This window comes from Rhizobium sp. Leaf311, from assembly GCF_001423445.1.
Lineage (GTDB): Bacteria > Pseudomonadota > Alphaproteobacteria > Rhizobiales > Rhizobiaceae > Agrobacterium.
Map to the genome: position 1 here is coordinate 88,568 of NZ_LMNZ01000001.1, position 25,142 is coordinate 113,709.

A 25,142-nucleotide genomic window follows, 5' to 3' on the forward strand; every position below is an offset into this window, starting at 1 on the left:
GACTCGACAAGAATGGCTTTTGCCGTTAAGTCTGATTAAACGTTTAATCACGAGGGTGGCGCGCCATGACTTCGGGTCGTGCAGGAGCAAATCTGACGGCAATCGCTTCGGCACTGGGTGTGTCGGCAGCGACGGTGTCGAATGCGCTTTCCGGCAAGGGTCGGGTCTCCAACGAGCTGTCCGAAAAAATCCGCCTCAAGGCTGGCGAGTTGGGTTATGTCCCAAGCGTTGCCGGTCGTGCGCTGCGCACCGGCAAAAGCGGTGTTCTCGGCCTTGTGCTGCCTGACATCGCCAATCCGCTTTTCCCGCAGATCGCGCAGGCCATCGAAAAGGCCGCCGACAAAGCCGGCTACGGCGTGCTGATTGCGGATAGCCACGGTGATGTCGCCAAGCAGACGGATGCCATCAACCGGCTGATCGAGCGCGGCGTCGAGGGCATGGTGGTGGTGCCGCGTCGCGGCACGCGCATCGGCAATGTCGGTTGCCCGGTTGCGGTGATCGATTCTCCCTCTACCCCCGGCAACACGGTCGCGGCCGATCATTGGGACGGCGGCGTCCAGATCGGTCGTCATCTGGCGCAGCTTTGCCACCGCAAAGTGGTCATCATCGGTAATAATCCTGACTCCAATGTGCAGAACGACCGCGTCGGCGGCATACGTTCCGGCCTTTCCGGTGTGGCCGAAACAGAGACGCTGTGGATTGCCTCCCTGGAAAAGCAGAATGGCGCTGGCTGCCCTCTGGGTGTTGCGGCCAAGGTCTCGCAGGGCTTTACGGCGTTCGCGGCAGTCTCCGATCTTCACGCGCTTCGCGTTCTCACCGAGCTGCAGCAGGGTGGCATCACCGTGCCGGAACAGGTCAGTGTCACCGGTTTCGACGATCTCATCTGGGCACCCGTCGTTACCCCCGCGCTAACGACCATCCGCATGGACATGCTGCGAATTGCCGATCTCGCGATTACGGCACTGGTCCGCAGTATCGATGCGGAAAACCCGGCGGACCGCACGGCCACGGGTGGTGTTGCGGCCGATATATCAAAAGTTGCGATGGAACTGGTCATTCGCCATTCTTCCGGGCCAAATAAGAAGACGCAGACGTCAAAGAAAACCTCGACAGCAGGAGAACTCACATCATGAAGAAGATCATTCTGGCATCTGGCACGGCGCTGATGCTGTCCATGGGTGCCGCGCAGGCGCAGGACAAGACGCTGACCATTTCCGTCTATGCCTTTGCGCAGGACGAATTCAAGGAACTGGTCTACGCGCCGTTTGAAGCCAAGTGCGGCTGCAAGCTGGTGGTGGAAACCGGCAACAGCGTCGAGCGTCTGGCAAAGATGGAAGCCAACAAGGCAAGCCCGGTCATCGACCTTGCCATCGTTTCCATGGCCGACGCGCTGTCCGCTGCCCGCAAGGATCTCGTCCAGAAGATCGATGCGAGCAAGGTGCCGAATATCGAAAAGCTCTATGATATCGCCAAGGACCCGAATGGCGACGGCATGAGCGTCGGCGTCAACTTCTACGCCACCTCCATCGTCTATCGCACCGACAAGATGAAGATCGAGAGCTGGGCCGATCTTCTGAAGGACGGCGTGGTCGATCACGTCGCCTTCCCGAACGTCACCACCAATCAGGGCCCGCCAGCGCTTTATATGCTGGGCAAGGCGCTCGGCAAGGATACGCCTGACCTCTCCGGCGCCATCGAGGCTGTTGGTGAAAAGAAGGACGAGATCGTCACCTTCTACGTCAAGTCCTCGCAGCTGGTGCAGCTCATGCAGCAGGAAGAAATCTGGGCCGCCCCGATCGGACGTTTCTCCTGGGCTCCTTTCACCAAGCTTGACCTGCCGCTGGCATGGGCAACGCCGAAAGAAGGCCAGACGGGCGGCATGAATGTTTTGATCGTTCCCAAGAACGGCAAAAACGAAGATCTGGCGCTGCAATTCATGGATTTCTGGCTCTCCACAGATGTGCAGAAGGCGCTGGCCGAAAAGCTGGTGGACAGCCCGACCAACAAGGAAGTGAAGGTTTCCGACGAGGTCGCCAACAACATCACCTATGGCGATGAAACGGCCAAGAGCCTGCAGCTGATTCCATCCGCTGCGACGCTGGATAACCGCGACAAGTGGTTGTCGGAGTGGAATGCGAAGGTGGGTCAGTAAATAAACACGGGGCTGCGACCGAACGCGACGTCGCGCCTTTCCTCAACGTCATGCTCGGGGCCCGATTTTAATTCGGGCCCCGAGCATGACGAAGTTGATGGTTTGGAACGGCCGACGTGCCGGTCAAAGGATAAAATGAATGTTTCAAAACCGGGCTGAAGCCTTGGCGCTTGCCTTGCCCGCCGCGATCTTTGCGGCGGCGGTGTTTCTGGTGCCCGTTTTCATTCTGCTGTCGGAAGGGTTCCGCACGGCTGATGGCTGGACGTTTCGCGCCTACACGGATTTCTTTCTCGATCCGCTGAACCGGGCCGTGTTCCTGCGCACATTGAAGCTTGGCGCGCTGGTAACCGTCGTTTCCGCCATCATCGGTTATGCGGCGGCCTTTGCCATCGTCAATCTGCCGGCCAGTTCCAAGGGCCACATGATCAATCTGGTCATTCTGCCGCTGATGATCTCGCCGGTTGCCCGCACCTATGCGTGGATCGTCATTCTGGGCCGCACCGGCATTGTCAACGAAGCCTTGAAGGCGGTTGGACTAACCGATGCGCCCATCCGCATTCTGTTTTCCGAAACGGCTGTCTTCATCGGCCTTCTGCAACTTTTCCTGCCGCTCATGATCATCTCGCTCATCAGCGCGCTGGAAAATATGCCGAAGGACGTCATCGCGGCGTCGCGGGTGCTGGGTGCGAACTGGCTGCAGGTGTTCTGGAAGGTCATTCTGCCGCTCACCAAGGAAGGCCTTGTCGTTGGTGGCACGCTGGTCTTTACCGGCTCGCTGACGGCCTATATCACCCCCGCCATTCTCGGCGGTTCCAAGGTGCTGATGCTGGAAACGCTGCTCTACCAGCAGGTCACGGTCTCCAACAATTTCGTCGCGGCCAGCGTCATCGCCTTCATCCTCATCGTCATGAGCTTTGCGGCCAATATCCTGCTCAAGCGCATCGCCACGGCAAGGAACAAGAAATGACCCGGAACCTCTTCATTCCGCTCACCCTGGCTCTCGTCATAGGCTTTCTGATCGGCCCGTTCCTCATCATCGTCGCCGCCTCCTTTTCGGCGGGCGATACGCTGGCCTTTCCGCCGCAAGGCTTTTCGCTGAAATGGATCGCCAAGGTCTTTACGGTCGAGAGCTTTCGCGAAAGCTTTGCCATGTCGATGTTTCTGGCCATTGGCGGCACATTCGCCGCACTCATTCTCGGCATTCCTGCTGCCTATGCCATGTCGCGCTACAAGCTGCCCTTTTCGGAAACCATCCGCACCATCGTCTCTGCCCCAATCATCGTTCCCGGCATCATCGTTGGTCTGGCGTTGCTGCGTTATTTCGTCGTGCCCTTCGGCATCGGCATAACGCTTGCGCTGTTTCTGGCCCACACCGCGCTGATCCTGCCCTATGCGGTGCGGGTGGTGTCGGCCAGCCTCACCAATCTGCGCTCGGACATCGAGGAGGCTGCCGTGCTGCTCGGCTCGTCGCGTATAGGGGCTTTTTTCCGCGTCGTGCTGCCAAATATCCGGGGCGGCATTCTATCGGCCTTCATCCTAGGCTTCGTTACCAGCTTCAATCAGGTGCCGGTCTCGCTGTTCCTGTCTGGTCCCGGCGTGCGCACCCTGCCCATCGATATGCTGGGTTACATGGAAATCGTGTTCGATCCATCCGTTGCGGCGCTTTCTTCGCTGCTCGCCTTCCTGTCCATCGGCATTGTCTTCATGGCCGAACGTTTTCTGGGGTTCTCCCGTTATGTCTGATGCAAAATACCTCTCGCTGCAGAAGCTGTGGCTGGCCTATGGCAATTCGATAGCCGTCAAGGACCTCAATCTCGATATCCGCAAGGGTGAACTTCTGGCGCTGCTTGGCCCTTCCGGCTGCGGCAAGACGACCACCATGCGCGCCATTGCCGGGCTGATGCCGGTGGCGGGTGGCCGCATCGATCTCGACGGTGCCGATATCACCCGCGTGTCTGCCAACAAGCGGGCGGTGGGTCTGGTGTTCCAGTCCTATGCGCTGTTTCCGCATCTCACCGTCTATGAGAATGTCGCCTTCGGCCTCAAGCTGAAGGGCATGAAGGGTTCGGCCCTGGATGACAAAGTCGCATCCGGCCTGAAATCCGTTGGCCTGTCCTCCTTCGCGTCGCGTAAACCGGCGGAACTCTCCGGCGGCCAGCAACAGCGCGTGGCGCTGGCTCGTTCCATGGTCATGGATCCGAAGGTTCTGTTGCTGGATGAGCCGCTGTCAAACCTCGATGCACGGCTGCGGCTGGAAATGCGCACCGAGCTTCAGCGCGTGCAGAAGGCCACCGGGGTCACCATGATTTTCGTTACTCATGATCAGGTCGAGGCGCTGGCGCTGGCTGACCGCATCGTGGTGATGAAGAGCGGCGCCATCGAGCAGATCGGCACGCCGGAAGAAATTTACAACGCGCCCGTTTCGTCCTTCGTGGCTGATTTCGTCGGCTTTGAGAACATCTTCCGTCTGGAAGGTTCGGAGCTTAAGACGGACAATGGACGTATTGCCCTTTCTGGCCATGTTCCGAGTACGGCGGGACTGGCATGGAGGCCGCGCATGGTAACCCTCGGTTCAGGACCTTTCGAGGGAACCGTGCGCGGCGCATCATTTGCCGGCAACACCCGGGAATATCTGCTGGACACAGCGCTTGGGCCCATCAAGGCTGAAACGGATGCGGCACTGCCGCTGCATGATCTGGGAACACGGCTTGCTTTCGATCTGCCTGTCGAAAAGGCAGCCAGCCTCAAGGTGTTCAGCTGATCATGGGTATCTGGATCGATACCGATATGGGCTTCGACGACATTGCCGCCATTCTGGTGGTCAATGCGTCTGCCGTGCCGATCGATGGCCTGTCGCTGGTCTTCGGCAATGCGCCGCTCGCCCAGGTTTGCCGCAACGCCGCGGGTGCGGCTGCAGCTTTCGGCTGGAGCTTCCCTATCCATATCGGGCGGCAGCACCCGGTTCTGGGCAAGCTGGAGACAGCACAGACTATTCTTGGTGAAACCGGAATTCCCACCAGCGGCACCACGCTGCCCGATGCCGGCGATCTGCATCCAAGCGATGCCTTTGACGCGCTGTGCGACTGGTTGGGAGATGCAGCCGGGGACAAGCGTGTTCTGGCGCTCGGGCCGCTTACCAATATTGCTGCCCTGTGCCTTGCACGGCCCGATCTTGCCGCACGCATAACCGAGCTTGTCTGGATGGGTGGCGGTGTAACAGCCGGAAACCATACCGCATCCGCCGAATTCAATGCCTTCGCCGATCCGGAGGCGCTCGCCATCGTCCTCGCCCATGGTTTGCCCTTGCGCATGGTCGATCTCGATCTTTGCCGCAAGGTGACGGCGCGACCGGACGATGTCGCGCCTGTCCGCGCTGCTGGCGGCAGGAATGCTCAATTGCTTGCAGACATGCTGGAAGGCTTTATCCGGATAGCCACGGTCAGGGGCAGGGATGCCATGGCGCTTTACGATCCCTGCGCCGCCGTTGCTCTTGTCGCACCAGACAGCATCGTCTGGAGGGACGCGCATATCGAGGTCGAGCTTCACGGTGCCCTGACGCGCGGACGCACGGTTGTCGAAACACGTCAGGCCCATGCGGCCCGTTTCAACGCGCGCTATGCCGAAACGGTCGATGCCGCAGCCGCAAAATCCATCATTCTCGACGCCCTGCGTCAGGAGGCCAGCCGATGAAAGAACAGAGCATTATTGTTGATCGCGACGGAATGAACGAGGATACGCTGCGCGCGCGCACCGTGGCTGCCGCGCGCGGCGACCAGCCCTTCGATATCCTGATTGCAGGCGGTACGCTTGTCGACATGGTCACGGGCGAGCTTCGTGCGGCCGATATCGGCATCGTCGGGCCGCTAATTGCCAGCGTGCATGAAACCGGTAGCCGCAAGGACGCCGGGCTCGTGCTCGATGCCTCCGGCGCCTTCGTGTCGCCCGGCCTGATCGACACCCACATGCATGTCGAAAGCTCCATGGTCAGCCCGGCAGCCTACGCCGCAGCGGTCGTTCCGCGCGGCGTGACGACGGTTGTCTGGGACCCGCACGAATTTGGCAACGTCCACGGTATCGATGGTGTCTGCTGGGCTGCGCGCACGTCTAAGGGCCTTCCCTTGCGGGCGCTAATCCTTGCACCCTCTTCGGTACCGTCCGCCCCGGGGCTGGAAATGGCCGGTGCCGATTTCGATGCCTCTGCCATGGCCGAAATGTTGTTCTGGCCCGAGGTGGCTGGTGTTGCCGAGGTCATGAACATGCGCGGCGTCATTGAGCGTGATCCACGCATGAGCGCCATCCTGCAGGAAGGCCTGTTTGCCGACAAGCTGATTTGCGGCCATGCGCGCGGGCTGGAAGGTGCCGATCTGAACGCCTTCATGGCGGCGGGCATCACCTCGGACCATGAGCTGACCTCTGCTGCCGATCTCATGGCGAAGTTGCGGGCAGGGCTGACAATCGAGCTGCGGGGTTCGCACGATCATCTGCTGCCGGAATTCGTGGAAGCCTTGAACACGCTCGGCCATCTGCCGCAAACGCTGACACTCTGCACCGACGATGTGTTTCCCGACGATCTCCTGAAAAGTGGTGGTCTCGATGATGTCGTGCGTCGTCTGGTGCGCTATGGCCTCAAGCCCGAATGGGCGCTTCGCGCCGCCACGCTGAATGCGGCGATGCGGCTGCTTCGCGGCGATCTGGGCCTGATTGCTGCGGGCAGGCGCGCAGACATTGCCGTCTTTGAGGATCTGGCGCAATTTTCCGCCCGGCATGTGCTGGCCAGCGGCACACCGGTCGCAAAGGATGGCAAGCTGCTGGTCGAGATGGAGCAGATGGATGCGGCACCTCTCAAGAACTCCATGAAGCTTACGCCGCGCACACCTTCGGATTTCAAGGTCCCGGCAGAGGGGAAGCGGGTCCGGCTTGCAACGATCAACCAGCCGCGCTTTACCCGCTGGGCGCAAACGGAGGCTGCGGTGGAAGACGGTTTCGTCGTGCCGCCGCAGGACGCAACCATGATTTCCGTAACCCATCGGCACGGCAAGGCTGACCCTGTCACCAGAACGGGATTCCTGACGGGCTGGGGCAAATGGAACGGGGCTTTTGCAACGACGGTTGCGCATGACAGCCATAACCTGACCGTGTTCGGTGGCAATGCCGAAGATATGGCTATAGCGGCCAATGCCGTCATCAAGGCGGGTGGCGGCATGGCTGCGGCCTCGGGCGGCAAGGTCACGGCATTGTTGCCGCTGCCACTGTCCGGCCTCGTATCGGGTGCAGCTTTGGAAGATGTCGCATCCGGCTTTGAGGCTGTTCGCGAGGCGGTTGGGCAGATAGTGGAATGGAAGCCGCCCTATCTCGTGTTCAAGGCCTGCTTCGGCGCAACGCTTGCCTGCAACATCGGCCCGCATCAGACCGATATGGGCATCGCGGATGTGCTGACGGGCAGGGTGATGGAAACGCCGGTGCTTGAGGTGTTGGACTAGGCGTACACCGCTCGCACCACCATCATTCCGCCCTCGATGCAGGCCCCAGTCAGGCCAAGCCTTGGTCTGACCGGACCTTTGTTGCCGCGCAGACGCGCGTCGGCTGGACCCCGCAGCAAGTGCGGGGTGACGGAATATGAGGGGAAGTTTGCGTCCTACTCCCCCGCCAGTTCCTGCTCCACCAGCGTTGTCCAGAAGGCGACGCCTGCGGCAATCGCATCGTCGTTGAAATCATAGGACGTGTTGTGGTGCAGCGCCCCGTCGATTGCCGGGCCATTGCCCAGCCACACGTAGCAGCCGGGTGCTTCTGCGGCAAAGAATGAGAAGTCGTCCCCTGCCGTCGAGGGTGGAAATGCGGTTCTGGCCTTCTCGCCAAAGACGGTTCGCGCTGCCGTCAATGCGCGTCGTGTTGCGTCTGCATCATTGATGACGGGCGGAATGCGGCGAATGAAATCGTAATGGACTTCGATGCCGAACATGGCGGCGGTGCCATGCGCAAGCCGCCCGATCTCTTCGTCCAGCTGGTCGCGAACATGGGGGGAATAGGCACGGGCCGTCCCGCCGATTTCGACCAGATCGGGAATGACATTGAGCGCCTGCGGATCCCCTGCCTGCACGGAACAGGCGCTGACGACAGCGGGTTGCAGCGGATCGACCACGCGCCCGACAATGCTTTGCAGCGCGGCCAGAAAGCTGCCTGCCGCCGTGATCGGGTCACGCCCCAGATGCGGCTTTGCGCCATGGGTACCGATACCTTTGAAGGTCACCCGCCAGCTGTCGGAAGAGGCCAGTTGCGGACCCTCGACCACGGCCATCTCGTCCACATCAAGACCCGGCATATTGTGCAGGCCATAGACCGCATCGCAGGGGAAACGGTCAAACAGCCCGTCCTCCACCATCTTTCGCGCGCCGCCGCGTCCTTCCTCCGCAGGCTGGAAGATGAAATGTACCGTGCCGGAAAAGTTGCGGCTTGCCGCAAGATGGCGGGCAGCACCGAGCAGCATGGTCGTGTGGCCATCATGTCCGCAGGCATGCATCTTGCCGGGAATGGTGGATTTGTAGGGCCGGTCCGGTTTTTCCGGCATGGCAAGGGCGTCCATGTCGGCGCGAAGACCAATGCGCCTCTGGCCGTTGCCAACCTGCAGCGTTGCGACGACGCCGGTTTTGCCGAGGCCGCGATGGACGGTCAGGCCCGCTTCCTCCAGATGTTTTGCCACAATCGCGCTCGTGCGTTCCTCCTCGAAACCCAGTTCCGGATGGGCGTGCAGATCGCGCCGCAAAGCGGTCAGAAAGGGCAGGTCGTTTCCAAACCGGGAGAGCGGTGACATGGGCAAATCATCCTTGCAATGCGAGACAGCTTTTTTCTAATGCACAAACCCCTCAAAATTAATAGGAACCTCCTGAGGAACTCAATTTTATTGTCCGGGGAAGGAATGGTCATGACACCGCATGAATTCTGGCAGGAAATCCACCCGCCTGACAGCTTCGATGTCGACGGTCCGCATTCCACTTTCTATCCGGCTGTTTTCGGGGATGGCCGTCAACTGCAACTGCCGATCCGGCCCTTGGCGGATGGTCAGCACGCGCTGGCATCGCTCATCATCAATCAGGCGTCCTTTGCGGTTGTGGAAGCGCTGGCGAAGGAGCTGGCGCGAAAGCTTGAGAGCTTTGATGTCGACGTTGTCGTCGGCCTTCCAACGCTTGGGCTTACGCTTGCCAGCGAGGTCGCGCGGCATCTGGGTCACAGCCGGTATGTGCCGCTGGGGACGTCGCGCAAATTCTGGTACCTGGACGACCTCTCCGTGCCGATGTCGTCCATCACCACGCAACAGCCAAAGCGGCTCTATATCGATCCGCGCATGTTGCCGCTGGTTCAAGGCAAGCGGGTTGCCCTTGTGGATGATGTGATTTCAAGCGGAGCCTCCATCATCGCCGGTCTTTCCCTCCTCTCCGCATCTGGTATCGAGCCCGTGGTGATCGGCGCCGCCATGCTGCAATCGGACAGATGGCGTGAAAGCCTCTCCGCCGTTTCCGCCAAATGGCCGGACCGGGTAAGAGGCGTTTTTGCAACGCCACTCCTCAAACATGCAGGTGACGGTTGGCTGGCATGAGCCGCTGACAATCGCCGATTGGCGACATTTGGTTATTTTTTAGTCCTGCATAATTTCTGACTTGCGGAAGGCCAAATGTTGGGCCTAGGATCGTTCGCGGCGCAAGAGGCTCGTGATAGGCCAAATATCGCAATCCTGGCGCCGCAAGCTCCTTGTCTTTGCGCAAGCCCCTGTTTTCTATCCACAATTCTCTACCTGCCCCCTTGGAATATATTGCATGCAACTGGTTTTTGATGGTCACAATGATGTTCTCCTTCGCCTGTGGCGCAACAGCAAGAAGGGGAGCGATCCCGTTGCGGAATTCATGCAGGGAACGTGGGAAGGCCATATCGATGCGCCGCGCGCCAAGGCAGGCGGGTTGGCCGGTGGTATCTGCGCCATCTATATTCCTTCCGGAGACCTGATCCTTCAGGAGCCGGATGCATCCGGCCATTACGTCACCCCGCTTGCCGCGCCGCTGGAGCGCCAGCCGTCGCTCGATATCGCGCTGGAAAAGGCAGCAATTGCCCTTCGGCTGGAGCGGTCGGGCGGCTGGAAACTCTGTCGCTCCACGGCAGATATTCGCAAGGCGATGGCGGATGGCATCTTTGCTGCCGTTCTGCACATTGAGGGTTGCGAACCGATCGCCGCGGATCTCGACGCGCTGGATGTGTTTTATGCGGCAGGGTTGCGCTCCTTGGGGCCGGTCTGGAGCCGCCACAATATTTTCGGCCATGGCGTGCCCTTCGCCTATCCCATGTCGCCGGATACCGCGCCGGGTCTGACGGATGCGGGGTTTGAACTGGTCAAACGCTGCAATCAGCTAGGCATTCTCATCGATCTCGCCCATATCACCGAAAAGGGCTTCTGGGACGTGGCAAAGACCACGGATCAACCGCTCGTATCCAGCCATTCCAATGTTCACGCCCTGACACCTGTCGCGCGTAATCTCACCGACAGGCAGCTGGACGCCATCAAGGACAGCAACGGCCTCGTTGGCCTCAATTATGCCGTGACGATGCTGCGCCCGGATGCGCGTGATGATGCCAATACGCCGCTTTCTCTGATGGTTCAGCACATCGATTACATGGTCGAGCGCATGGGCATCGATTGCGTGGCGCTCGGTTCCGACTTCGACGGAGCAACGGTTCCGGCGGAAATTCGCGATGCTGGCGGCAACAACAATCTTGTTGCGGCTCTGAAATCCGCAGGATACGCTGATACAGAACTTGCTAAAATTTGCCGGGAAAACTGGCTGCGCGTTTTGTCTCAGGCATGGCACGAGCCCGCCTGAGACAAGTGAACCAAAGAAAAGACAACAGGGGAAGACGATGAACAAATCGCTCAACAAAGCCGCCCGCATCCTCGCCACAAGCGTGGCTCTCTCGATGCTCACTCTGGCCGCGCCACAGGCCTTTGCCGCAACCCCCGCCGATACGCTGGTCGAAGGTTTCGCCATTGATGACATCATCTCGCTCGATCCGGGCGAAGCCTTCGAGATCACGACTGCCGAGGTCACCGGCAACACCTATAGCAAGCTCGTTTCCATCGATATCACCGATACGTCCAAGGTCGTGGGCGATCTGGCCGAGAGCTGGACGACATCGGATGATGGCCTGACCTACACATTCAAGCTGAAGCAGGGCCTCAAATTCGCGTCCGGCAACCCGGTAACGGCAGAAGACGTCGCCTTCTCCATGGAGCGCGCGGTCAAGCTGGACAAGTCGCCAGCATTTCTTCTGACGCAATTTGGCCTGAACGGCGATAACGTCACCGAAAAGGCCAAGGCCACGGATGCCAACACATTCGTGCTGACGGTCGACAAGCCCTATGCACCAAGCTTCGTTCTCAACGTTCTGACGGCAACCGTTGCCTCCGTGGTGGACAAGAAGCTGGTCATGGAAAAGGCCAAGCCCGTTAAGCCAAGCGCCGATTACAAATATGAAAGCGACTTCGGCAACGAGTTCCTCAAGACCGGTTATGCCGGTTCAGGCCCTTACAAGATCCTTGGCTGGAAGGCCAATGAGGCCGTCATTCTCGAAGTGAACCCGAATTATTACGGCGAAAAGCCAAAGCTCAAGCGCGTCATCTATCGCCACATGAAGGAAAGCTCCGGCCAGCGTCTGGCGCTCGAAAATGGCGATATCGACGTTGCCCGCAACCTTGAGCCCGGCGATATGGATGCCGTGTCCAAGAAGGAAGGCTTCACCGTCATTTCTGCGCCGAAAGGCACCGTCTATTATCTCGGCCTCAACCAGAAGAACGAATATCTGAAGAAGCCTGAAGTTGTTGAAGCCTTCAAATATCTCATCGATTACGAAGGCATTGGCGCAACCATCATCAAGGGCATTGGTGAGATCCACCAGACCTTCCTGCCCAAGGGTCAGCTCGGCGCACTGGACGAGAACCCATTCAAGCTGGATGTCGCCAAGGCCAAGGAATTGCTGGCAAAGGCTGGCCTGAAAGACGGCTTTACCGTTTCCATGGATGTGCGCAACACCCAGCCGGTCACGGGCATTGCCGAAAACATCCAGCAGACATTGGCGCAGGCGGGCATCAAGCTGGAAATCATTCCCGGCGATGGCAAGCAGACGCTGACGAAGTACCGCGCACGCCAGCATGATATCTATATCGGCGACTGGGGTTCGGACTATTTCGATCCGAACTCGAATGCTGAAACCTTCACCATCAACTACGACAATTCCGATGCGGGCAAGACCAAGACGCTGGCCTGGCGCAATGCCTGGGACGTTCCTGAACTGACGAAGCAGACACAGGCAGCACTGCTGGAAAAAGACAACGACAAGCGCGCCGCCATGTATCAGGACCTGCAGAAGAAGGTTCTGGAAAGCGGGCCTTTCGTCGTGCTCGAACAGAAGACGGAAATTGCCGGTTTCTCCAATAAGGTCAAAGGTTTGAAGCTCGGACCAAGCTTTGACACCAACTATGTCTTCCCGGTCTCCAAGGAATGATCCGGCAGGATTGATCCAGTGACCATCATCGACACAGTACCAAGGGCAAGGCGCGGCAAGAGCCGCGCCAACAGGCGCCTGACGGCCGTTCTCGGCTTCCTCGTTACCGTCATCACCACCTTTTTAGGGTTGCTGGCGGTCACATTCTTCATTGGTCGCGTCATTCCCATCGATCCAGCCTTGGCCATCGTGGGTGACCGTGCGCCTGCCCATGTGGTGGAGCGTGTGCGTGAGGAACTCGGCCTCAACCTGCCGCTCTGGCAGCAATTTTTCTTCTATATCAAGCAGGCTCTGTCAGGCGATTTCGGCACATCGGTGCTGACCACCAACCCTGTCATGGCCGATATCATCCGCGTCTTTCCCGCCACCATCGAGCTTGCCACCATCGGCACGCTGATCGGTGCCGTCTTCGGCATTCCGCTCGGTGTTCTCGCCGCCGTCAAGCGCGGCAGCATCATCGACCAGATTGTTCGCATCATCGGTCTTGTCGGTTATTCCGTGCCGATTTTCTGGCTCGGCCTGCTGGCGCTTCTGGTGTTTTACGCCAAGCTCAACTGGGTCGCCTATCCCGGTCGCATGGATATCGTCTACGAATTCACCTTCACGCCCGTAACAGGCTTTTACCTGCTGGATGCCTTCTGGCAGGGGCAGTGGGATGTGCTGTGGGACCTCTTCCGCCACATCATTCTGCCTGCCGGTCTGCTCGGCTACTTCTCGCTGGCCTATATCAGCCGCATGACGCGCTCCTTCATGCTCAACGAACTCGCGCAGGAATATATCGTGGCGGCGCGGGCCAAGGGTCTGTCGGAAACCCGTATCATCTGGTTCCACGCGCTTCGCAATGCCGCCGTGCCGCTGCTCACCGTCATCGTGCTCTCCTATGCCGGTCTGCTGGAAGGCTCGGTGCTGACGGAAACCATCTTCTCCTGGCCGGGGCTTGGGCTTTACATCACCAATTCCCTTCAAAATGCGGATATGAATGCCGTTCTCGGTGGGACCATCGTGATTGGCGCTGTCTTCATCAGCATCAATCTTTTGTCCGATCTGCTCTACCGGACGCTCGATCCAAGGACGCGCAGCCGATGACGACAGCTTCGACACCTTTGAAACCCTACAGCCGTGAATGGCTGCTTTCCGACCGCCCGGCATCGCGTGGTCAGGCAAGGCTTGGCCGTGCCTATGTCATCTGGCGGCGCTTTTCGGAAAACCGGCTGGCGCTGGCCGGTCTCGGCATCATCATGGCGCTGGTTCTCGTCGCCATCTTTGCCGATGTGCTGGCCCCGCATTCCGCCGTGCAGGGTGATCTGCGCAATGCCCGCCTGCTGGCCCCCGGCAGCGAGGGCTACCTGCTGGGCACGGACGATCAGGGCCGCGATATTCTCTCGCGCCTCATCCATGGTTCGCGTCTGACGCTGTTCGTGGTGCTTCTGGTTGCCATCATCGCAGCCCCCGTTGGCCTCATCGTCGGCACGGTGGCCGGTTATGCCGGTGGCTGGGTGGATGCCGTCTTGATGCGCATCACCGATATCTTTCTGGCCTTCCCGAAACTCGTTCTGGCGCTGGCGCTGGTTGCGGCTCTCGGGCCCGGCATCGAGAATGCGGTGCTCGCCATCGCCATCACCTCATGGCCGCCCTATGCCCGTATTGCACGCGCTGAAACCATGACCTTCCGCAATTCCGATTTCATTGCGGCGGTGCAGCTCATGGGCGCTTCGCCATGGCGTATCGTGCTGAAACACGTCATGCCGCTCTGCATGTCCTCGCTCATCGTGCGTGTCACGCTGGATATGGCAGGCATTATCCTGACAGCCGCCGGTCTTGGCTTTCTCGGCCTCGGCGCACAGCCGCCGCTGCCGGAATGGGGCGCGATGATCGCATCCGGTCGCCGCTTCATTCTTGATCAATGGTGGGTTGCGGCCATGCCCGGCATCGCCATCCTCATCGTCAGCCTCGGCTTCAACCTGCTGGGCGATGGCCTGCGGGATGCTCTCGACCCGAAGGAGGCTGGCCAATGAGCGCGCCGCTTCTGACCGTCGAAAACCTGCGCGTCTCCTTTCCCACCCGCACCGGGCTGGTGGAAGCGGTGCGCGGCGTTTCCTTTACGCTCGGCAAGGAGCGCCTTGGCATCGTGGGTGAATCCGGCTCCGGCAAATCCCAGACCGGACGCGCCATCATGGGGCTGACGCCATCGGCCGCACGGATAGAGGCGGATGCCTTGCGCTTCGGTGATATCGATCTGCTGACCGCCTCGGCCAAACAACGCCGCAGCATTCGCGGCAAGCGCATCGGCATGATCCTGCAGGACCCGAAATATTCGCTTAACCCGGTCATGCCCATCGGTCGCCAGATCGTCGAGACGCTGAAAACCCATGAGCGTATCAGCACGTCGGCTGCCAAACAGCGGGCGCTGGATATGCTGGAGGCCGTGCAGATCCGCGAGCCGGAGCGCGTCTTCGGGCTTTACCCGCATGAAGTCTCGGGCGGCATGGGCCAGCGCGTGATGATTGCCATGATGCTGGTCTGCGGCCCGGAACTCTTGATTGCCGACGAGCCGACATCGGCGCTCGATGTGACCGTGCAGCTGGAAGTCCTCGATATCCTCGACAAGCTAGTGCGGGATCGTGGCATGGGCCTCATCTTCATCTCGCATGATCTGCGGCTTGTCTCATCCTTCTGCGACCGCGTCCTCGTCATGTATGCGGGGCGTGTGGTGGAGGAGCTTCAGGCCTCCAATCTGGACAATGCCCAGCATCCCTATACGCGCGGGCTGCTCAATTGCCTGCCGAAGATCGGGGAGAACAGGCACCCGCTGCCGGTTCTCGATCGCAAGCCGGAGTGGCGCGCATGACCACAGTTCTTTCCGTCAAAGACATGGTCGTGGATTTCGATGGCCACATCGCTCTCGATGGTGTCAGCATCGGTGTGGCCCAAGGCGAATCCTTCGGTCTGGTCGGTGAGTCCGGCTCGGGCAAATCCACGCTGTTGCGAGCCATTGCCGGTCTCAACCATTTCGATGAGGGCAGCCTCATGGTCGAGGGGCGGACCTACAAGAGCAAGTTACGCGAAAAGAGCTTCTACCGCGATGTGCAAATGGTGTTCCAAGACCCCTATGGCTCGCTTCATCCGCGCCAGACGGTGGATGCGCTGCTGCTGGAGCCACTGACGATCCACGGCATGGACAACAAGGAAAGCCGCATCACCCGGGCACTGGATGAGGTGGGTCTGGGAACCGGCTTCCGCTTCCGCTATTCGCACCAGCTTTCCGGCGGCCAGCGCCAGCGCATCGCCATTGCCCGCGCCTTGATCCTCGAGCCGAAAATCCTGCTGCTGGATGAACCGACCTCGGCGCTCGACGCCTCCATTCAGGCTGAGATCCTCAACCTCTTGGAACAGGCCCGGCATGACCGAAACCTCACCTTCCTCATGGTCAGCCACGATCTCGGCGTCATCAGCCACATGTGTGACCGCCTGGCCGTCATGAAAAGCGGCAAGGTGGTGGAAACGCTGGAGGTGGACGCGCTGGAAAGCCGGACTTTCGCAGCGGATTACACACGGCAGTTGCTAGTGGCGAGTGAGGGTTTTGTGCGCGATTGATACTAGGGGCTGTGGTAGCGGCCCTTCCTACACCGGACTTATCCGGGGTCCAGCCGACTTGCGTCTGCAAGGCGAATAGAGTCTTCTGCGATCAAGGACTTGATCGCACTGGATACCGCGTCTAGCCCGGTATGACGGCTCAATAGAAAACGGAACGGCCACCATGAATCTTCGCGCATTGATGTATTTCGACGAGCTTGTCCGCACCAGTTCGATGCGGGCGGCGGCGGAAAACCTCAATGTTGCGCCCACCGCCATCAGCCGCCAGATCGAAAATCTGGAGGAATATTTCGGCACGCCGCTGGTGGAGCGGTCGAGCCGCGGCGTGACCCTGACGGCAGCGGGAGAGCTTCTGGCGGAACGGGCAGGCAAGACGCTGCGCGAGCTGGGTCACGTCCATCAGCTGATCGATGATCTCAAGGGGCTGGAGCGCGGGCGGGCCACGATCTATGCCAATGGCGCAACCGTCGCCAGCCTGCTGGCACCGGCGCTCGCGCAGTTTGCCCAAACCTATCCAAAGCTGCGGTTCGAGGTGCATATCACCTCGGCACGGCAGGCCATCGATGCGCTGGTGTCGGCGCAGGCGGATATCGCCATCACCCTGTTTGCGCCGAAGACATCAGAGGTCAAAATCCTTGCAAAACGCGAGCTCGTCTATGATGTCATTCTTCCCACAGGTCATCCGCTGGCAGCCAAGGCTTCGATTTCGCTGAAGGAACTCGCCGACCTCCCGCTCGCCCTGCCGGAAAAGACGTTTGCGACCAGACAAGAATTCGATGCCCTGTTCGAGCAGGCGGGCATTCCGCTTGACCCGGTCTTTACCGCAAGCTCGCTGGAACTTCTGAAAGAACTCGTGCTGGACCGCGCCGCCGTCACCGTTCTGCCCGCCCTTTCCGTTGCCCGTGAAATCAAATCCGGCCAGATGGTGGCAATCCCTCTTTCCGGCACAAAGGGCGTACGCGCGAATATGGAGCTGTGTGTTGCCCCGGACCGCGACCTGTCCTTCGCCGCAGCGACGCTTGCCAGCTTCATCGAGACCTTTATGGGCAATCTGCCAAAATAGGCGGTTGATTTTGCACCCAGATATCGTGTAGCGATTTTTGCAACGCGCTGAACACAAAATGTTTGCGCCACTCGATCGGAGACAATAGAGATGCGCAGCAATTTTCTGCAGTCCTTAAACCTCACCCGCCGTCTTGCCATTGGCCTTGCCGTGACGACTGTTCTTTCCGCCGTGCTGCCTGCCACCGCAGCCCTTGCGGCACCGAAAAACTCCATCACCATCGGCATGGGTACAGAACCGGCTGGGCTTGATCCGACAGCCGGCGCCAATGTTTTCATTGGACAGGTCACGTGGCAGAATATTTTCGAAGGTCTCGTCACCATTGACGAAGAGGGCAAGATCCAGCCGCAGCTGGCGTCAAGCTGGGAAATCTCCGAGGACGGCAGGACCTATACGTTCAAGCTGCATGATGGCGTGAAATTCCACGATGGCGAGGTCTTCAATTCCTCCGTTGCCAAGGCATCGCTGGACCGCGCGCGGGGTGAGGCTTCCATCAATCCGCAGAAACGCTTCTTTGCCGCCATCGACAGCATCGAAACGCCTGACGCGACGACGCTTGTTCTGAAGCTCAAGCAGCCCTCCGGCAGCCTGCTTTATTGGCTTGGCTGGCCTGCCTCGGTCATGGTCGGCACAAAGTCCGCCGACACCAACAAGACGACGCCTGTCGGCACCGGCCCTTTCAAATTCGTCAACTGGGCCAAGGGCGAAAAAGTCGAGCTGGCACGCAACATGGATTACTGGAACAAGGATGTGACGGTTGCGCTCGACAAGGCGACCTTCCGCTTCGTCCCCGACGCGCAGGCGCAGGCCGCAGCGTTGCAGTCCGGTGATATCGATGCCTTCCCTGAATTTGGCGCACCGGAATTGATGGGGTCCTTCGACGGTCACGAGCGGCTTGGCACCTTCATCGGCAATACGGAATTGAAGGTTGTGGCTGGCATGAACAATGCGACCAAGCCCTTCAACGACAAGCGCGTGCGCCAGGCCCTGATGATGGCCGTGGATCGCGCTACCGTCGTAGAGGGTGCGTGGTCCGGCTTTGGAACGCCCATCGGCAGCCATTATACGCCCAACGACCCCGGCTATACCGACATGACGGGCGTTTTGCCCTACAATGCGGAAAAGGCGAAGGCGCTTCTGGCGGAAGCCGGTTATGCCAACGGGCTCACCTTCACCATCAAGGCCCCGCAAATGGCCTATGCCCAGCGCAGCGCCCAGATTCTCCAGGCCATGTTCGCTGAAATCGGTGTGACGATGAAGATCGAAACCACCGAGTTTCCGGGCAAATGGGTGTCGGATGTGATGAAAGGTGCCAATTATGAAATGACCATCGTTGCCCATGCCGAGCCGATGGATATCGATATTTTCTCGCGCGATCCCTATTACTTCAACTACAAGAACCCGACCTTCAATGAGATCATCAAGAATATCGAGCTGACCACCGATCTGGAGCAGCGGGAGCAGCTCTATCAGGATGCCCAGAAAATTCTGGCCGAAGATGTCCCGGCGCTATTCCTGTTCGTCATGCCGAAGCTCGGCGTGTGGGACAAGAGGATCAAGGGCCTATGGCAAAACGAGCCCATCCCCTCCAACGTGCTGACGGATGTGCATTGGGAAGAATGATCTTATGTCCGCGTCATCTGGATGTCAGAGGCGGGTGAGGCCTACCCACCGCCATGAAGACAGGGCATCTGCATGATAGCCCTCGTCTCCAGACGCATTGTTGCGTTGCTGATCACCCTTTTGGCCGTATCCTTCCTCATCTATTTCGTGATGGGTCTGCTGCCGGGCGATCCAGCCGCGATCATGCTCGGCACCTCGGCCAGTCCCGATACGCTCGCAGCACTGCAAAAACAGATGGGCCTCGATCAGCCCCTCATCCTGCGCTATCTGCAATGGCTTGCGGCCCTCGCGCGTGGCGATCTTGGGCAGTCCTACACATATGGCGTGCCGGTGGCGGGGCTCATTCTGGAGAGGCTTTCCGTCACCTTGCCGCTTGCCCTCATGGCGGTGGGGCTGTCCGTCGTTATCGCCCTGCCTTTGGGTGTTACGGCGGCGCGGTACCGGGGAGGGGTGATCGATCTTGCCTGCGGCTTGTTTACCCATGCCGGTATTTCCGTTCCCGGCTTCTGGGTCGGGCTGCTTCTGATCCTGCTGTTTTCGTCGCATCTCGGCTGGATGCCAGCCGGTGGCTTTCCGGGCTGGGGTGCGGGTGCAGGTGTTGCGCTGAAGGCCTTGGTGCTGCCGGCCTTGGCGCTTGCCTTTTCGCAGGCCAGCGTCCTGACGCGTGTCTGTCGCTCCGCCGTGCTGGAGGTGCTCAACGAGGATTTCGTCCGTGCCGTCAGGGCAAAGGGCATCGGTGAAACCGCGACCATCTGGAAACATGTGCTGCCCAATGCGCTCATTCCCGTTGTCACCATGGTCGGGCTGCAATTCACCTTCCTGATTGCCGGAACGGTTCTGGTCGAGAACGTCTTCAATCTGCCCGGGCTCGGGCGGCTGGCCTATCAGGCGCTGACGCAGCGCGACATCATCGTCATGCAAGCGGTCGTGCTCATGTTCTGCGCGCTGGTGATCGTGATGAATTTTCTGGTGGACATGATCTATCTGCTGATCGATCCACGTTTGCGCTCGGGTGCCGCATGATGCCCTTCGTGAAGCGTCATATGGGGTTTCTGGCGGGTGCCGTCATCACCGGCACGTTGCTGCTGACCGCAGTGCTGTCACTCGTCTGGACGCCGGAAGCGCCGGCGAAGATGCAGATCCTGCACCGGCTCAAGCCGCCCATGGTGCATGGTCTGCTGGGCACCGATCAGTTTGGCCGCGATATCCTGTCGATGTTGATGGTCGGTGCCTGGAATTCGCTTTCCACGGCCTTTGCGGCGGTGGCAATCGGCGCAGCGCTTGGCACGCTGGTCGGGGTCTTCGCAGCCGCAAGGCGCGGCATCGTCGAAGTGTTTCTGATGCGTCTTTGCGATGTGGTTTTCGCATTGCCGCCCATCCTTTCGGCCATGATGCTGGGGGCTTTCATCGGGTCGGGACCGCTGACCGCCATCATCGCGATTGCCACCTTCATGGTGCCGGTCTTTGCCCGCCTGACCTGCGGTGCCGCCCTGCAATTATGGGCGCGGGACTTCGTGCTGGCTGCGGAAAGTCTGGGCAGAAGCAATGCCGGCATTACGATAACGCATATTCTGCCAAACCTTATCAATCTTGTGGTCGTGCAGATCAGCATCCAGCTCGGACTTGCCATCCTCACGGAGGCGGGCTTGAGTTTTCTCGGCCTTGGAATGCCGCCGCCAGCGCCAACATGGGGCCGTATGTTGTGGGATTCGCAGACATTTCTGTCGACAGCACCCTGGCTTGCCATTCTTCCCGGCCTAGCCATCGCGCTTGCGGTTCTGGGTTTCAATCTGCTCGGCGACGGGCTTCAGGATTTGCTTGACCCGAGACGGCGACGATAGCCGAACAAGGTTGCAACGCGACGGTTGTCGTAATGCTGCCGCCATTCTTCTGTTACAGCATGGCCAATTCTGGAGATCCACAATCTATGCTGCGCCTTTCCGATAATCCCGCTCTGCCCGGTCCGGTTGATAATGATGACGCCGATCCGCACGCAACGGAGGCTTCCAGCGCGCCTGTGGGTCTTGTCGAGATTCTGCGCGCGCTTGCCGGAGATGAGAGCCGGGAGCGCATTTCCGTAGGCGATCTGCTGTGCGCCATGGGAGACAGGGCATTCGGCGCCCTGATGCTGGTCTTTGCGCTTCCCAACATCGTGCCCACCCCGCCGGGCACATCCGCCATCACCGGTGCGCCGCTGGTCCTGCTTTCCGCCCAGCTTTTCGCCGGAAAGACGCCCTGGCTGCCCCGCTTCATCTCCGACAGGTCGCTTGCCAGAGAAGATTTCGCCCGCGTGGTGGAAAAGATCGTGCCTATTCTGCTGTGGGTGCAAAAATTGCTCAAGCCGCGAATGGAAGGGCTTCTTTCACCTGCGAGCGAGCGGGTGATAGGGCTGATCTGTCTGTTACTCGCGGTCATCCTTGCCTTGCCCATTCCGCTTGGCAACATTCTCCCCGCCGTTGCAATCTGTTGTTTTGCCTTTGCAATTCTGGAGCGTGACGGGCTTTTCGCCCTGCTTGGCGGCCTCCTGTCGGTGGTCTCCGTCGCCATTGTCAGCGGTGTCATCTATGGCATTTCCAAAGCCGTGGTTTATTTTATCCTGGCGCCATTCTGGGCCTGAGCGTGCCTTGGCATCGTTTGACATCCGGCCTAGAGCGTTTCCATTTATCAGGGAAACGCTCTAGAACAGTGGCGGCACTGAGGGCGATAATGTGAGGACGGGCATATGGCCAGACGATCCGAAACTGGTGGGCGACTGGACGACGCGGCAAGAGCCGGGTGGCTCTATTACGTCGCCGGTCGCACGCAGGATGAGATCGCCTCTGCCATGGGCATTTCCCGCCAGTCCGCACAGCGCCTGGTGTCGCTGGCCGTTGCCGAGCGGCTGATCAAGGTGCGGCTCGATCATCCCATTGCGGCCTGCCTCGAAAAAGCCGAAGCCCTGCGTGACCGCTTCTCGCTGAAATATGTCGAGGTGGTGCCGAGCGATCCGGCGGGCGTGTCTTCCACCGTCGGTATTGCCGAGGCGGGGGCGGCGGAAATCGAACGCTGGCTGCGCAAGCCTGATCCCATCGTGCTGGCCATCGGCACGGGCCGGACGCTGAAGGCGGCGGTGGATCAGTTGCCGCCCATGGAATGCCCGCAGCATCGCATCGTGTCGCTGACCGGCAATATCGGGCCGGATGGGTCCGCGGCCTATTACAACGTCATCTTCTCCATGGCAGATGCCATCAAGGCTCGGCATTTTCCGATGCCCCTGCCGGTCCTCTGTTCCTCTGCCGATGAGCGGGAATTGCTGCATGAGCAGGCTCTGGTGCGCTCTACGCTGGCGCTTGGCGCTGCTGCCGACGTCACCTTCGTCGGCGTTGGTCAATTGGGAGAGGATGCCCCCCTTTGCGTTGACGGTTTCCTTGAGGTTCAGGAGATGCAGGACCTTATCGCCAAGGGTGCAGCGGGCGAAATCTGCGGCTGGTCGTTTGATCGGGATGGCCGGATTCTCGACAATCCCATCAATGACCGCGTTGCCTCCGTTCCCCTGCCACCGCGCGAGACCAGCACGGTCATCGGCATTGCGCAGGGAGAGCGGAAATCACCCGCCATTCTTGCCGCATTGCGTGGCGGGTTGCTCAATGGCGTGATTACGGACGAGGCCTCGGCTGAGTATTTGCTCAGAGATTGAGCAGAAATATCATCATTTTTTCAGTATGTTAGCTATTCCTTGTGCATCGCAGCGCAGGTTAACGCTTGACTTTTCCCAGCCGTAAGTGAGTAATTGCCCTAGAGCAAAGCGAATGCTCACTAACTTCTTCTGGGAGGAAGATCATGACTTTGAAGACAATTCTGCTGGGCGCCTGCTCGGCTCTCGCTTTTTCGGGCCTCGCTTCCGCAGAAACGCTGACGATCGCGACCGTGAACAATGGCGACATGATCCGTATGCAGGGGCTGACATCCGAATTCACCGCCAAGAACCCCGATATCCAGGTTGAATGGGTTACGCTGGAAGAAAACGTCCTGCGTGAGCGCGTCACCACAGATATCGCCACCAGCGGCGGCCAGTACGACATCATGACCATCGGCAACTACGAAGTTCCGATCTGGGCCAAGCAGGGCTGGCTTCTGCCACTCGAAAAGCTTGGCGACAACTACGATGTCGATGACATGCTGCCATCCATCCGTGGCGGCCTGACGGTTGATTCCAAGCTCTACGCGGCACCATTCTACGGTGAATCCGCCATGATCATGTATCGCAAGGACCTGTTTGAAAAAGCGGGCCTGAAGATGCCGGAAAACCCGACCTGGGAATTCATCGGCGATGCTGCCCGCAAAATCACCGACCGCAATGCCGACATCAATGGCATGTGCCTTCGTGGCAAGGCCGGTTGGGGCGAGAACATGGCCTTCATCACGGCGCTGACCAACTCCTTTGGCGGTCGCTGGTTCGATGAGAACTGGAAGCCACAGTTCGATCAGCCTGAATGGAAAAACGCGCTTCAGTTCTACGTTGACCTGATGAAGGATGCCGGTCCGTCCGGTGCCTCCTCCAACGGCTTCAACGAAAACCTGACGCTGTTCCAGCAGGGTAAATGCGGCATGTGGATCGATGCCACGGTTGCGGCATCCTTCGTATCGAACCCGAAGGACAGTAAGGTTGCCGATCAGGTTGGCTACGCGCTGTTCCCGACGCAGGGCGAAATGAAGAACCATGGCAACTGGCTCTGGTCCTGGAACCTTGCCATCCCAAAGAGCTCGCAGAAGGCTGAAGCCGCTGAGAAGTTCATTGCCTGGGCAACAAGCAAGGAATACACGCAGCTCGTCGCTTCCAAGGAAGGCTGGGCCAACGTTCCTCCGGGCACGCGCACCTCGCTCTACAAGAACGCCGACTATGAAAAGGCCGCAGGCTTTGCAGCACCGACGCTTGCTGCCATGAATGCTGCCGATATCACCAAGCCAACCGTCAAGCCTGTGCCTTACACAGGCGGTCAGTTCGTAGCGATCCCTGAGTTCCAGTCGCTTGGCACCACGGTCGGTCAGCTGTTCTCGGCGGTTGTTGCCGGTCAGTCCAGCGTTGACGATGCTCTTGCAAGCGCCCAGTCCACGGCAACCCGTGAAATGACGCGCTCGGGATATATCAAGTAATCCTCCCGAAGAACGCCGTCCGGTCTGCATGACCGGGCGGCGCTTTTGCCAGACAATCGTTTTTCACCAAGATATTGCTACCCATTCAGAACAAGAAAAATGCCAAGCGTTTCCGCGCAACTGAAGGCGCGGTTCGGAATTGGGAGGGAGCCGCATGGCGACGCAAAATACAAAAAATCTGGCGCGGATCATGATGGCGCCGTCGGTCATTCTGCTTCTTGTGTGGATGATCGTGCCACTGTCCATGACGCTGTGGTTCTCTTTCCAGAATTACAATCTGCTGAACCCGGCCAATGTCAGCTTTGCCGGCCTGTTCAATTACCAGTATTTCTACACCGACCCGGCCTTTTTCCAGTCCATCTGGAACACGCTCGTCATCGTCGGCGGCGTTCTTCTGATCACGATTGTAGGCGGCATTGGCCTTGCGCTGTTGCTGGACCAGCCCATTTTCGGGCAGGGCATCGTGCGCATTCTCGTCATCTCGCCTTTCTTCGTCATGCCACCGGTTGCGGCTCTCGTCTGGAAGAACATGATCATGCATCCCGGCTATGGGGTGCTGGCGGACCTATCACGGTTCTTCGGGCTTCAACCGGTGGACTGGTTCTCGCAGTTTCCGCTTCTGTCCATCGTCATCATCGTCGCCTGGCAGTGGCTGCCCTTCGCAACGCTGATCCTGCTGACGGCTTTGCAGTCGCTGGATGGCGAGCAGAAGGAAGCTGCCGAAATGGATGGCGCCAGCTTCTTCAGCCGCTTCATCTATCTGACGCTGCCGCACCTGGCACGCGCCATCACCGTCGTCATTCTCATCCAGACGATCTTCCTGCTCGGCGTCTACGCGGAAATCCTCGTCACGACGAATGGTGGCCCGGGCTACGCCTCGACCAATCTCGCCTTCCTCATCTACCGCACGGCGCTGCTTGGCTATGATGTGGGTGGAGCATCCGCAGGCGGTATCATCGCCGTCATCCTTGCCAATATCGTCGCCATCTTCCTGATGCGCGCCGTCGGCAAAAACCTCGATCGATAGGAGTACGG

23 protein-coding genes are annotated in these 25,142 nt (G+C 59.5%); 22 read left to right on the plus strand and 1 reads right to left on the minus strand.

Going from position 1 to position 25,142, the window contains the following annotated elements; translation table 11 throughout:
- Nucleotides 1-65: 65 nt before the first annotated feature.
- The 7 genes from ASF69_RS00375 (at nucleotide 66) to ASF69_RS00405 (ending at nucleotide 7,632) form a co-directional block, all read left to right on the plus strand.
- The gene (locus ASF69_RS00375) at nucleotides 66-1,133 is read left to right on the plus strand and encodes a LacI family DNA-binding transcriptional regulator (RefSeq protein WP_062584253.1); all 1,068 of its coding nucleotides are present in this window, start codon (nucleotides 66-68) and stop codon (nucleotides 1,131-1,133) included.
- Complete coding sequence (locus tag ASF69_RS00380; RefSeq protein ID WP_062584255.1) at nucleotides 1,130-2,152, plus strand: ABC transporter substrate-binding protein; 1,023 nt, start codon at nucleotides 1,130-1,132, stop codon at nucleotides 2,150-2,152. Before ASF69_RS00375 ends, ASF69_RS00380 begins: the two co-directional genes overlap by 4 nt.
- A gap of 139 nt (nucleotides 2,153-2,291) precedes the next feature.
- Complete coding sequence (locus ASF69_RS00385) at nucleotides 2,292-3,119, plus strand: ABC transporter permease (RefSeq protein ID WP_062584257.1); 828 nt, start codon at nucleotides 2,292-2,294, stop codon at nucleotides 3,117-3,119.
- Nucleotides 3,116-3,895 (plus strand): ABC transporter permease, encoded by a 780-nt coding sequence (locus tag ASF69_RS00390; protein ID WP_062584259.1) that lies wholly within the window; start codon nucleotides 3,116-3,118, stop codon nucleotides 3,893-3,895. Before ASF69_RS00385 ends, ASF69_RS00390 begins: the two co-directional genes overlap by 4 nt.
- Nucleotides 3,888-4,913 carry an ABC transporter ATP-binding protein gene (locus ASF69_RS00395; RefSeq protein ID WP_062584261.1) on the plus strand — a complete coding sequence of 342 codons (1,026 nt, stop codon included), beginning with the start codon at nucleotides 3,888-3,890 and terminating at the stop codon, nucleotides 4,911-4,913. The genes ASF69_RS00390 and ASF69_RS00395 overlap by 8 nt, the downstream gene beginning before the upstream one ends.
- A 2-nt stretch (nucleotides 4,914-4,915) precedes the next feature.
- On the plus strand, nucleotides 4,916-5,842 hold the full coding sequence (locus ASF69_RS00400) for a nucleoside hydrolase (RefSeq protein WP_062584263.1): 927 nt from the start codon (nucleotides 4,916-4,918) through the stop codon (nucleotides 5,840-5,842).
- Nucleotides 5,839-7,632, plus strand: coding sequence for an adenine deaminase (locus ASF69_RS00405; RefSeq protein ID WP_062584265.1), 1,794 nt, complete (start codon nucleotides 5,839-5,841; stop codon nucleotides 7,630-7,632). Before ASF69_RS00400 ends, ASF69_RS00405 begins: the two co-directional genes overlap by 4 nt.
- A 155-nt stretch (nucleotides 7,633-7,787) precedes the next feature.
- On the opposite strand, the gene ASF69_RS00410 is transcribed toward ASF69_RS00405, so the two are convergent.
- The gene (locus ASF69_RS00410; RefSeq protein WP_062584267.1) at nucleotides 7,788-8,960 is read right to left on the minus strand and encodes a M20 aminoacylase family protein; all 1,173 of its coding nucleotides are present in this window, start codon (nucleotides 8,958-8,960) and stop codon (nucleotides 7,788-7,790) included.
- A gap of 111 nt (nucleotides 8,961-9,071) precedes the next feature.
- Here ASF69_RS00410 and ASF69_RS00415 point away from each other — a divergent pair, with 111 nt between their 5' ends.
- The 15 genes from ASF69_RS00415 (at nucleotide 9,072) to ASF69_RS00485 (ending at nucleotide 25,134) form a co-directional block, all read left to right on the plus strand.
- A complete protein-coding gene (locus tag ASF69_RS00415; protein WP_062585514.1) occupies nucleotides 9,072-9,743 on the plus strand; it encodes a phosphoribosyltransferase in 672 nt (223 codons plus the stop codon).
- A gap of 217 nt (nucleotides 9,744-9,960) precedes the next feature.
- Nucleotides 9,961-11,016: a dipeptidase gene (locus ASF69_RS00420; protein ID WP_062584269.1), complete on the plus strand. Its 1,056-nt coding sequence runs from the start codon at nucleotides 9,961-9,963 to the stop codon at nucleotides 11,014-11,016.
- 37 nt (nucleotides 11,017-11,053) lie between these two features.
- Entirely contained in the window at nucleotides 11,054-12,694 is a 1,641-nt protein-coding gene (locus ASF69_RS00425; protein ID WP_062584270.1) for an ABC transporter substrate-binding protein, read from the plus strand.
- 18 nt (nucleotides 12,695-12,712) lie between these two features.
- Nucleotides 12,713-13,780, plus strand: coding sequence for an ABC transporter permease (locus ASF69_RS00430; protein ID WP_062584272.1), 1,068 nt, complete (start codon nucleotides 12,713-12,715; stop codon nucleotides 13,778-13,780).
- A complete protein-coding gene (locus ASF69_RS00435) occupies nucleotides 13,777-14,709 on the plus strand; it encodes an ABC transporter permease (RefSeq protein WP_062584275.1) in 933 nt (310 codons plus the stop codon). Before ASF69_RS00430 ends, ASF69_RS00435 begins: the two co-directional genes overlap by 4 nt.
- A complete protein-coding gene (locus ASF69_RS00440; RefSeq protein ID WP_062584278.1) occupies nucleotides 14,706-15,542 on the plus strand; it encodes an ABC transporter ATP-binding protein in 837 nt (278 codons plus the stop codon). The genes ASF69_RS00435 and ASF69_RS00440 overlap by 4 nt, the downstream gene beginning before the upstream one ends.
- The gene (locus ASF69_RS00445; RefSeq protein ID WP_062584280.1) at nucleotides 15,539-16,288 is read left to right on the plus strand and encodes an ABC transporter ATP-binding protein; all 750 of its coding nucleotides are present in this window, start codon (nucleotides 15,539-15,541) and stop codon (nucleotides 16,286-16,288) included. The genes ASF69_RS00440 and ASF69_RS00445 overlap by 4 nt, the downstream gene beginning before the upstream one ends.
- 163 nt (nucleotides 16,289-16,451) lie before the next feature.
- A complete protein-coding gene (locus ASF69_RS00450) occupies nucleotides 16,452-17,351 on the plus strand; it encodes a LysR family transcriptional regulator (RefSeq protein ID WP_062584282.1) in 900 nt (299 codons plus the stop codon).
- A 90-nt stretch (nucleotides 17,352-17,441) separates the two neighbouring features.
- Nucleotides 17,442-18,974: an ABC transporter substrate-binding protein gene (locus ASF69_RS00455; protein WP_062584284.1), complete on the plus strand. Its 1,533-nt coding sequence runs from the start codon at nucleotides 17,442-17,444 to the stop codon at nucleotides 18,972-18,974.
- Nucleotides 18,975-19,046: 72 nt separating this feature from the next.
- Nucleotides 19,047-19,997 carry an ABC transporter permease gene (locus ASF69_RS00460; RefSeq protein ID WP_062584287.1) on the plus strand — a complete coding sequence of 317 codons (951 nt, stop codon included), beginning with the start codon at nucleotides 19,047-19,049 and terminating at the stop codon, nucleotides 19,995-19,997.
- Nucleotides 19,994-20,815 carry an ABC transporter permease gene (locus ASF69_RS00465; protein ID WP_062584289.1) on the plus strand — a complete coding sequence of 274 codons (822 nt, stop codon included), beginning with the start codon at nucleotides 19,994-19,996 and terminating at the stop codon, nucleotides 20,813-20,815. The genes ASF69_RS00460 and ASF69_RS00465 overlap by 4 nt, the downstream gene beginning before the upstream one ends.
- A gap of 86 nt (nucleotides 20,816-20,901) precedes the next feature.
- On the plus strand, nucleotides 20,902-21,591 hold the full coding sequence (locus ASF69_RS00470) for an exopolysaccharide biosynthesis protein (RefSeq protein ID WP_082469586.1): 690 nt from the start codon (nucleotides 20,902-20,904) through the stop codon (nucleotides 21,589-21,591).
- Nucleotides 21,592-21,696: 105 nt separating this feature from the next.
- Nucleotides 21,697-22,650 (plus strand): sugar-binding transcriptional regulator, encoded by a 954-nt coding sequence (locus ASF69_RS00475; protein WP_062584291.1) that lies wholly within the window; start codon nucleotides 21,697-21,699, stop codon nucleotides 22,648-22,650.
- Between the two features lie 143 nt (nucleotides 22,651-22,793).
- On the plus strand, nucleotides 22,794-24,107 hold the full coding sequence (locus tag ASF69_RS00480; protein ID WP_062584292.1) for a sugar ABC transporter substrate-binding protein: 1,314 nt from the start codon (nucleotides 22,794-22,796) through the stop codon (nucleotides 24,105-24,107).
- Between the two features lie 154 nt (nucleotides 24,108-24,261).
- Nucleotides 24,262-25,134: a sugar ABC transporter permease gene (locus ASF69_RS00485; RefSeq protein ID WP_062584294.1), complete on the plus strand. Its 873-nt coding sequence runs from the start codon at nucleotides 24,262-24,264 to the stop codon at nucleotides 25,132-25,134.
- Nucleotides 25,135-25,142: the final 8 nt, after the last annotated feature.

Bases quoted from the DNA above. Each gene is read 5' to 3' on its own strand.
- ASF69_RS00375 (WP_062584253.1), top strand. From the start codon at position 66: ATGACTTCGGGTCGTGCAGGAGCAAATCTGACGGCAATCGCTTCGGCA.
- ASF69_RS00380 (WP_062584255.1), top strand. From the start codon at position 1,130: ATGAAGAAGATCATTCTGGCATCTGGCACGGCGCTGATGCTGTCCATG.
- ASF69_RS00385 (WP_062584257.1), top strand. From the start codon at position 2,292: ATGTTTCAAAACCGGGCTGAAGCCTTGGCGCTTGCCTTGCCCGCCGCG.
- ASF69_RS00390 (WP_062584259.1), top strand. From the start codon at position 3,116: ATGACCCGGAACCTCTTCATTCCGCTCACCCTGGCTCTCGTCATAGGC.
- ASF69_RS00395 (WP_062584261.1), top strand. From the start codon at position 3,888: ATGTCTGATGCAAAATACCTCTCGCTGCAGAAGCTGTGGCTGGCCTAT.
- ASF69_RS00400 (WP_062584263.1), top strand. From the start codon at position 4,916: ATGGGTATCTGGATCGATACCGATATGGGCTTCGACGACATTGCCGCC.
- ASF69_RS00405 (WP_062584265.1), top strand. From the start codon at position 5,839: ATGAAAGAACAGAGCATTATTGTTGATCGCGACGGAATGAACGAGGAT.
- ASF69_RS00410 (WP_062584267.1), bottom strand. From the start codon at position 8,960: ATGTCACCGCTCTCCCGGTTTGGAAACGACCTGCCCTTTCTGACCGCT.
- ASF69_RS00415 (WP_062585514.1), top strand. From the start codon at position 9,072: ATGACACCGCATGAATTCTGGCAGGAAATCCACCCGCCTGACAGCTTC.
- ASF69_RS00420 (WP_062584269.1), top strand. From the start codon at position 9,961: ATGCAACTGGTTTTTGATGGTCACAATGATGTTCTCCTTCGCCTGTGG.
- ASF69_RS00425 (WP_062584270.1), top strand. From the start codon at position 11,054: ATGAACAAATCGCTCAACAAAGCCGCCCGCATCCTCGCCACAAGCGTG.
- ASF69_RS00435 (WP_062584275.1), top strand. From the start codon at position 13,777: ATGACGACAGCTTCGACACCTTTGAAACCCTACAGCCGTGAATGGCTG.
- ASF69_RS00440 (WP_062584278.1), top strand. From the start codon at position 14,706: ATGAGCGCGCCGCTTCTGACCGTCGAAAACCTGCGCGTCTCCTTTCCC.
- ASF69_RS00445 (WP_062584280.1), top strand. From the start codon at position 15,539: ATGACCACAGTTCTTTCCGTCAAAGACATGGTCGTGGATTTCGATGGC.
- ASF69_RS00450 (WP_062584282.1), top strand. From the start codon at position 16,452: ATGAATCTTCGCGCATTGATGTATTTCGACGAGCTTGTCCGCACCAGT.
- ASF69_RS00455 (WP_062584284.1), top strand. From the start codon at position 17,442: ATGCGCAGCAATTTTCTGCAGTCCTTAAACCTCACCCGCCGTCTTGCC.
- ASF69_RS00460 (WP_062584287.1), top strand. From the start codon at position 19,047: ATGATAGCCCTCGTCTCCAGACGCATTGTTGCGTTGCTGATCACCCTT.
- ASF69_RS00465 (WP_062584289.1), top strand. From the start codon at position 19,994: ATGATGCCCTTCGTGAAGCGTCATATGGGGTTTCTGGCGGGTGCCGTC.
- ASF69_RS00470 (WP_082469586.1), top strand. From the start codon at position 20,902: ATGCTGCGCCTTTCCGATAATCCCGCTCTGCCCGGTCCGGTTGATAAT.
- ASF69_RS00475 (WP_062584291.1), top strand. From the start codon at position 21,697: ATGGCCAGACGATCCGAAACTGGTGGGCGACTGGACGACGCGGCAAGA.
- ASF69_RS00480 (WP_062584292.1), top strand. From the start codon at position 22,794: ATGACTTTGAAGACAATTCTGCTGGGCGCCTGCTCGGCTCTCGCTTTT.
- ASF69_RS00485 (WP_062584294.1), top strand. From the start codon at position 24,262: ATGGCGACGCAAAATACAAAAAATCTGGCGCGGATCATGATGGCGCCG.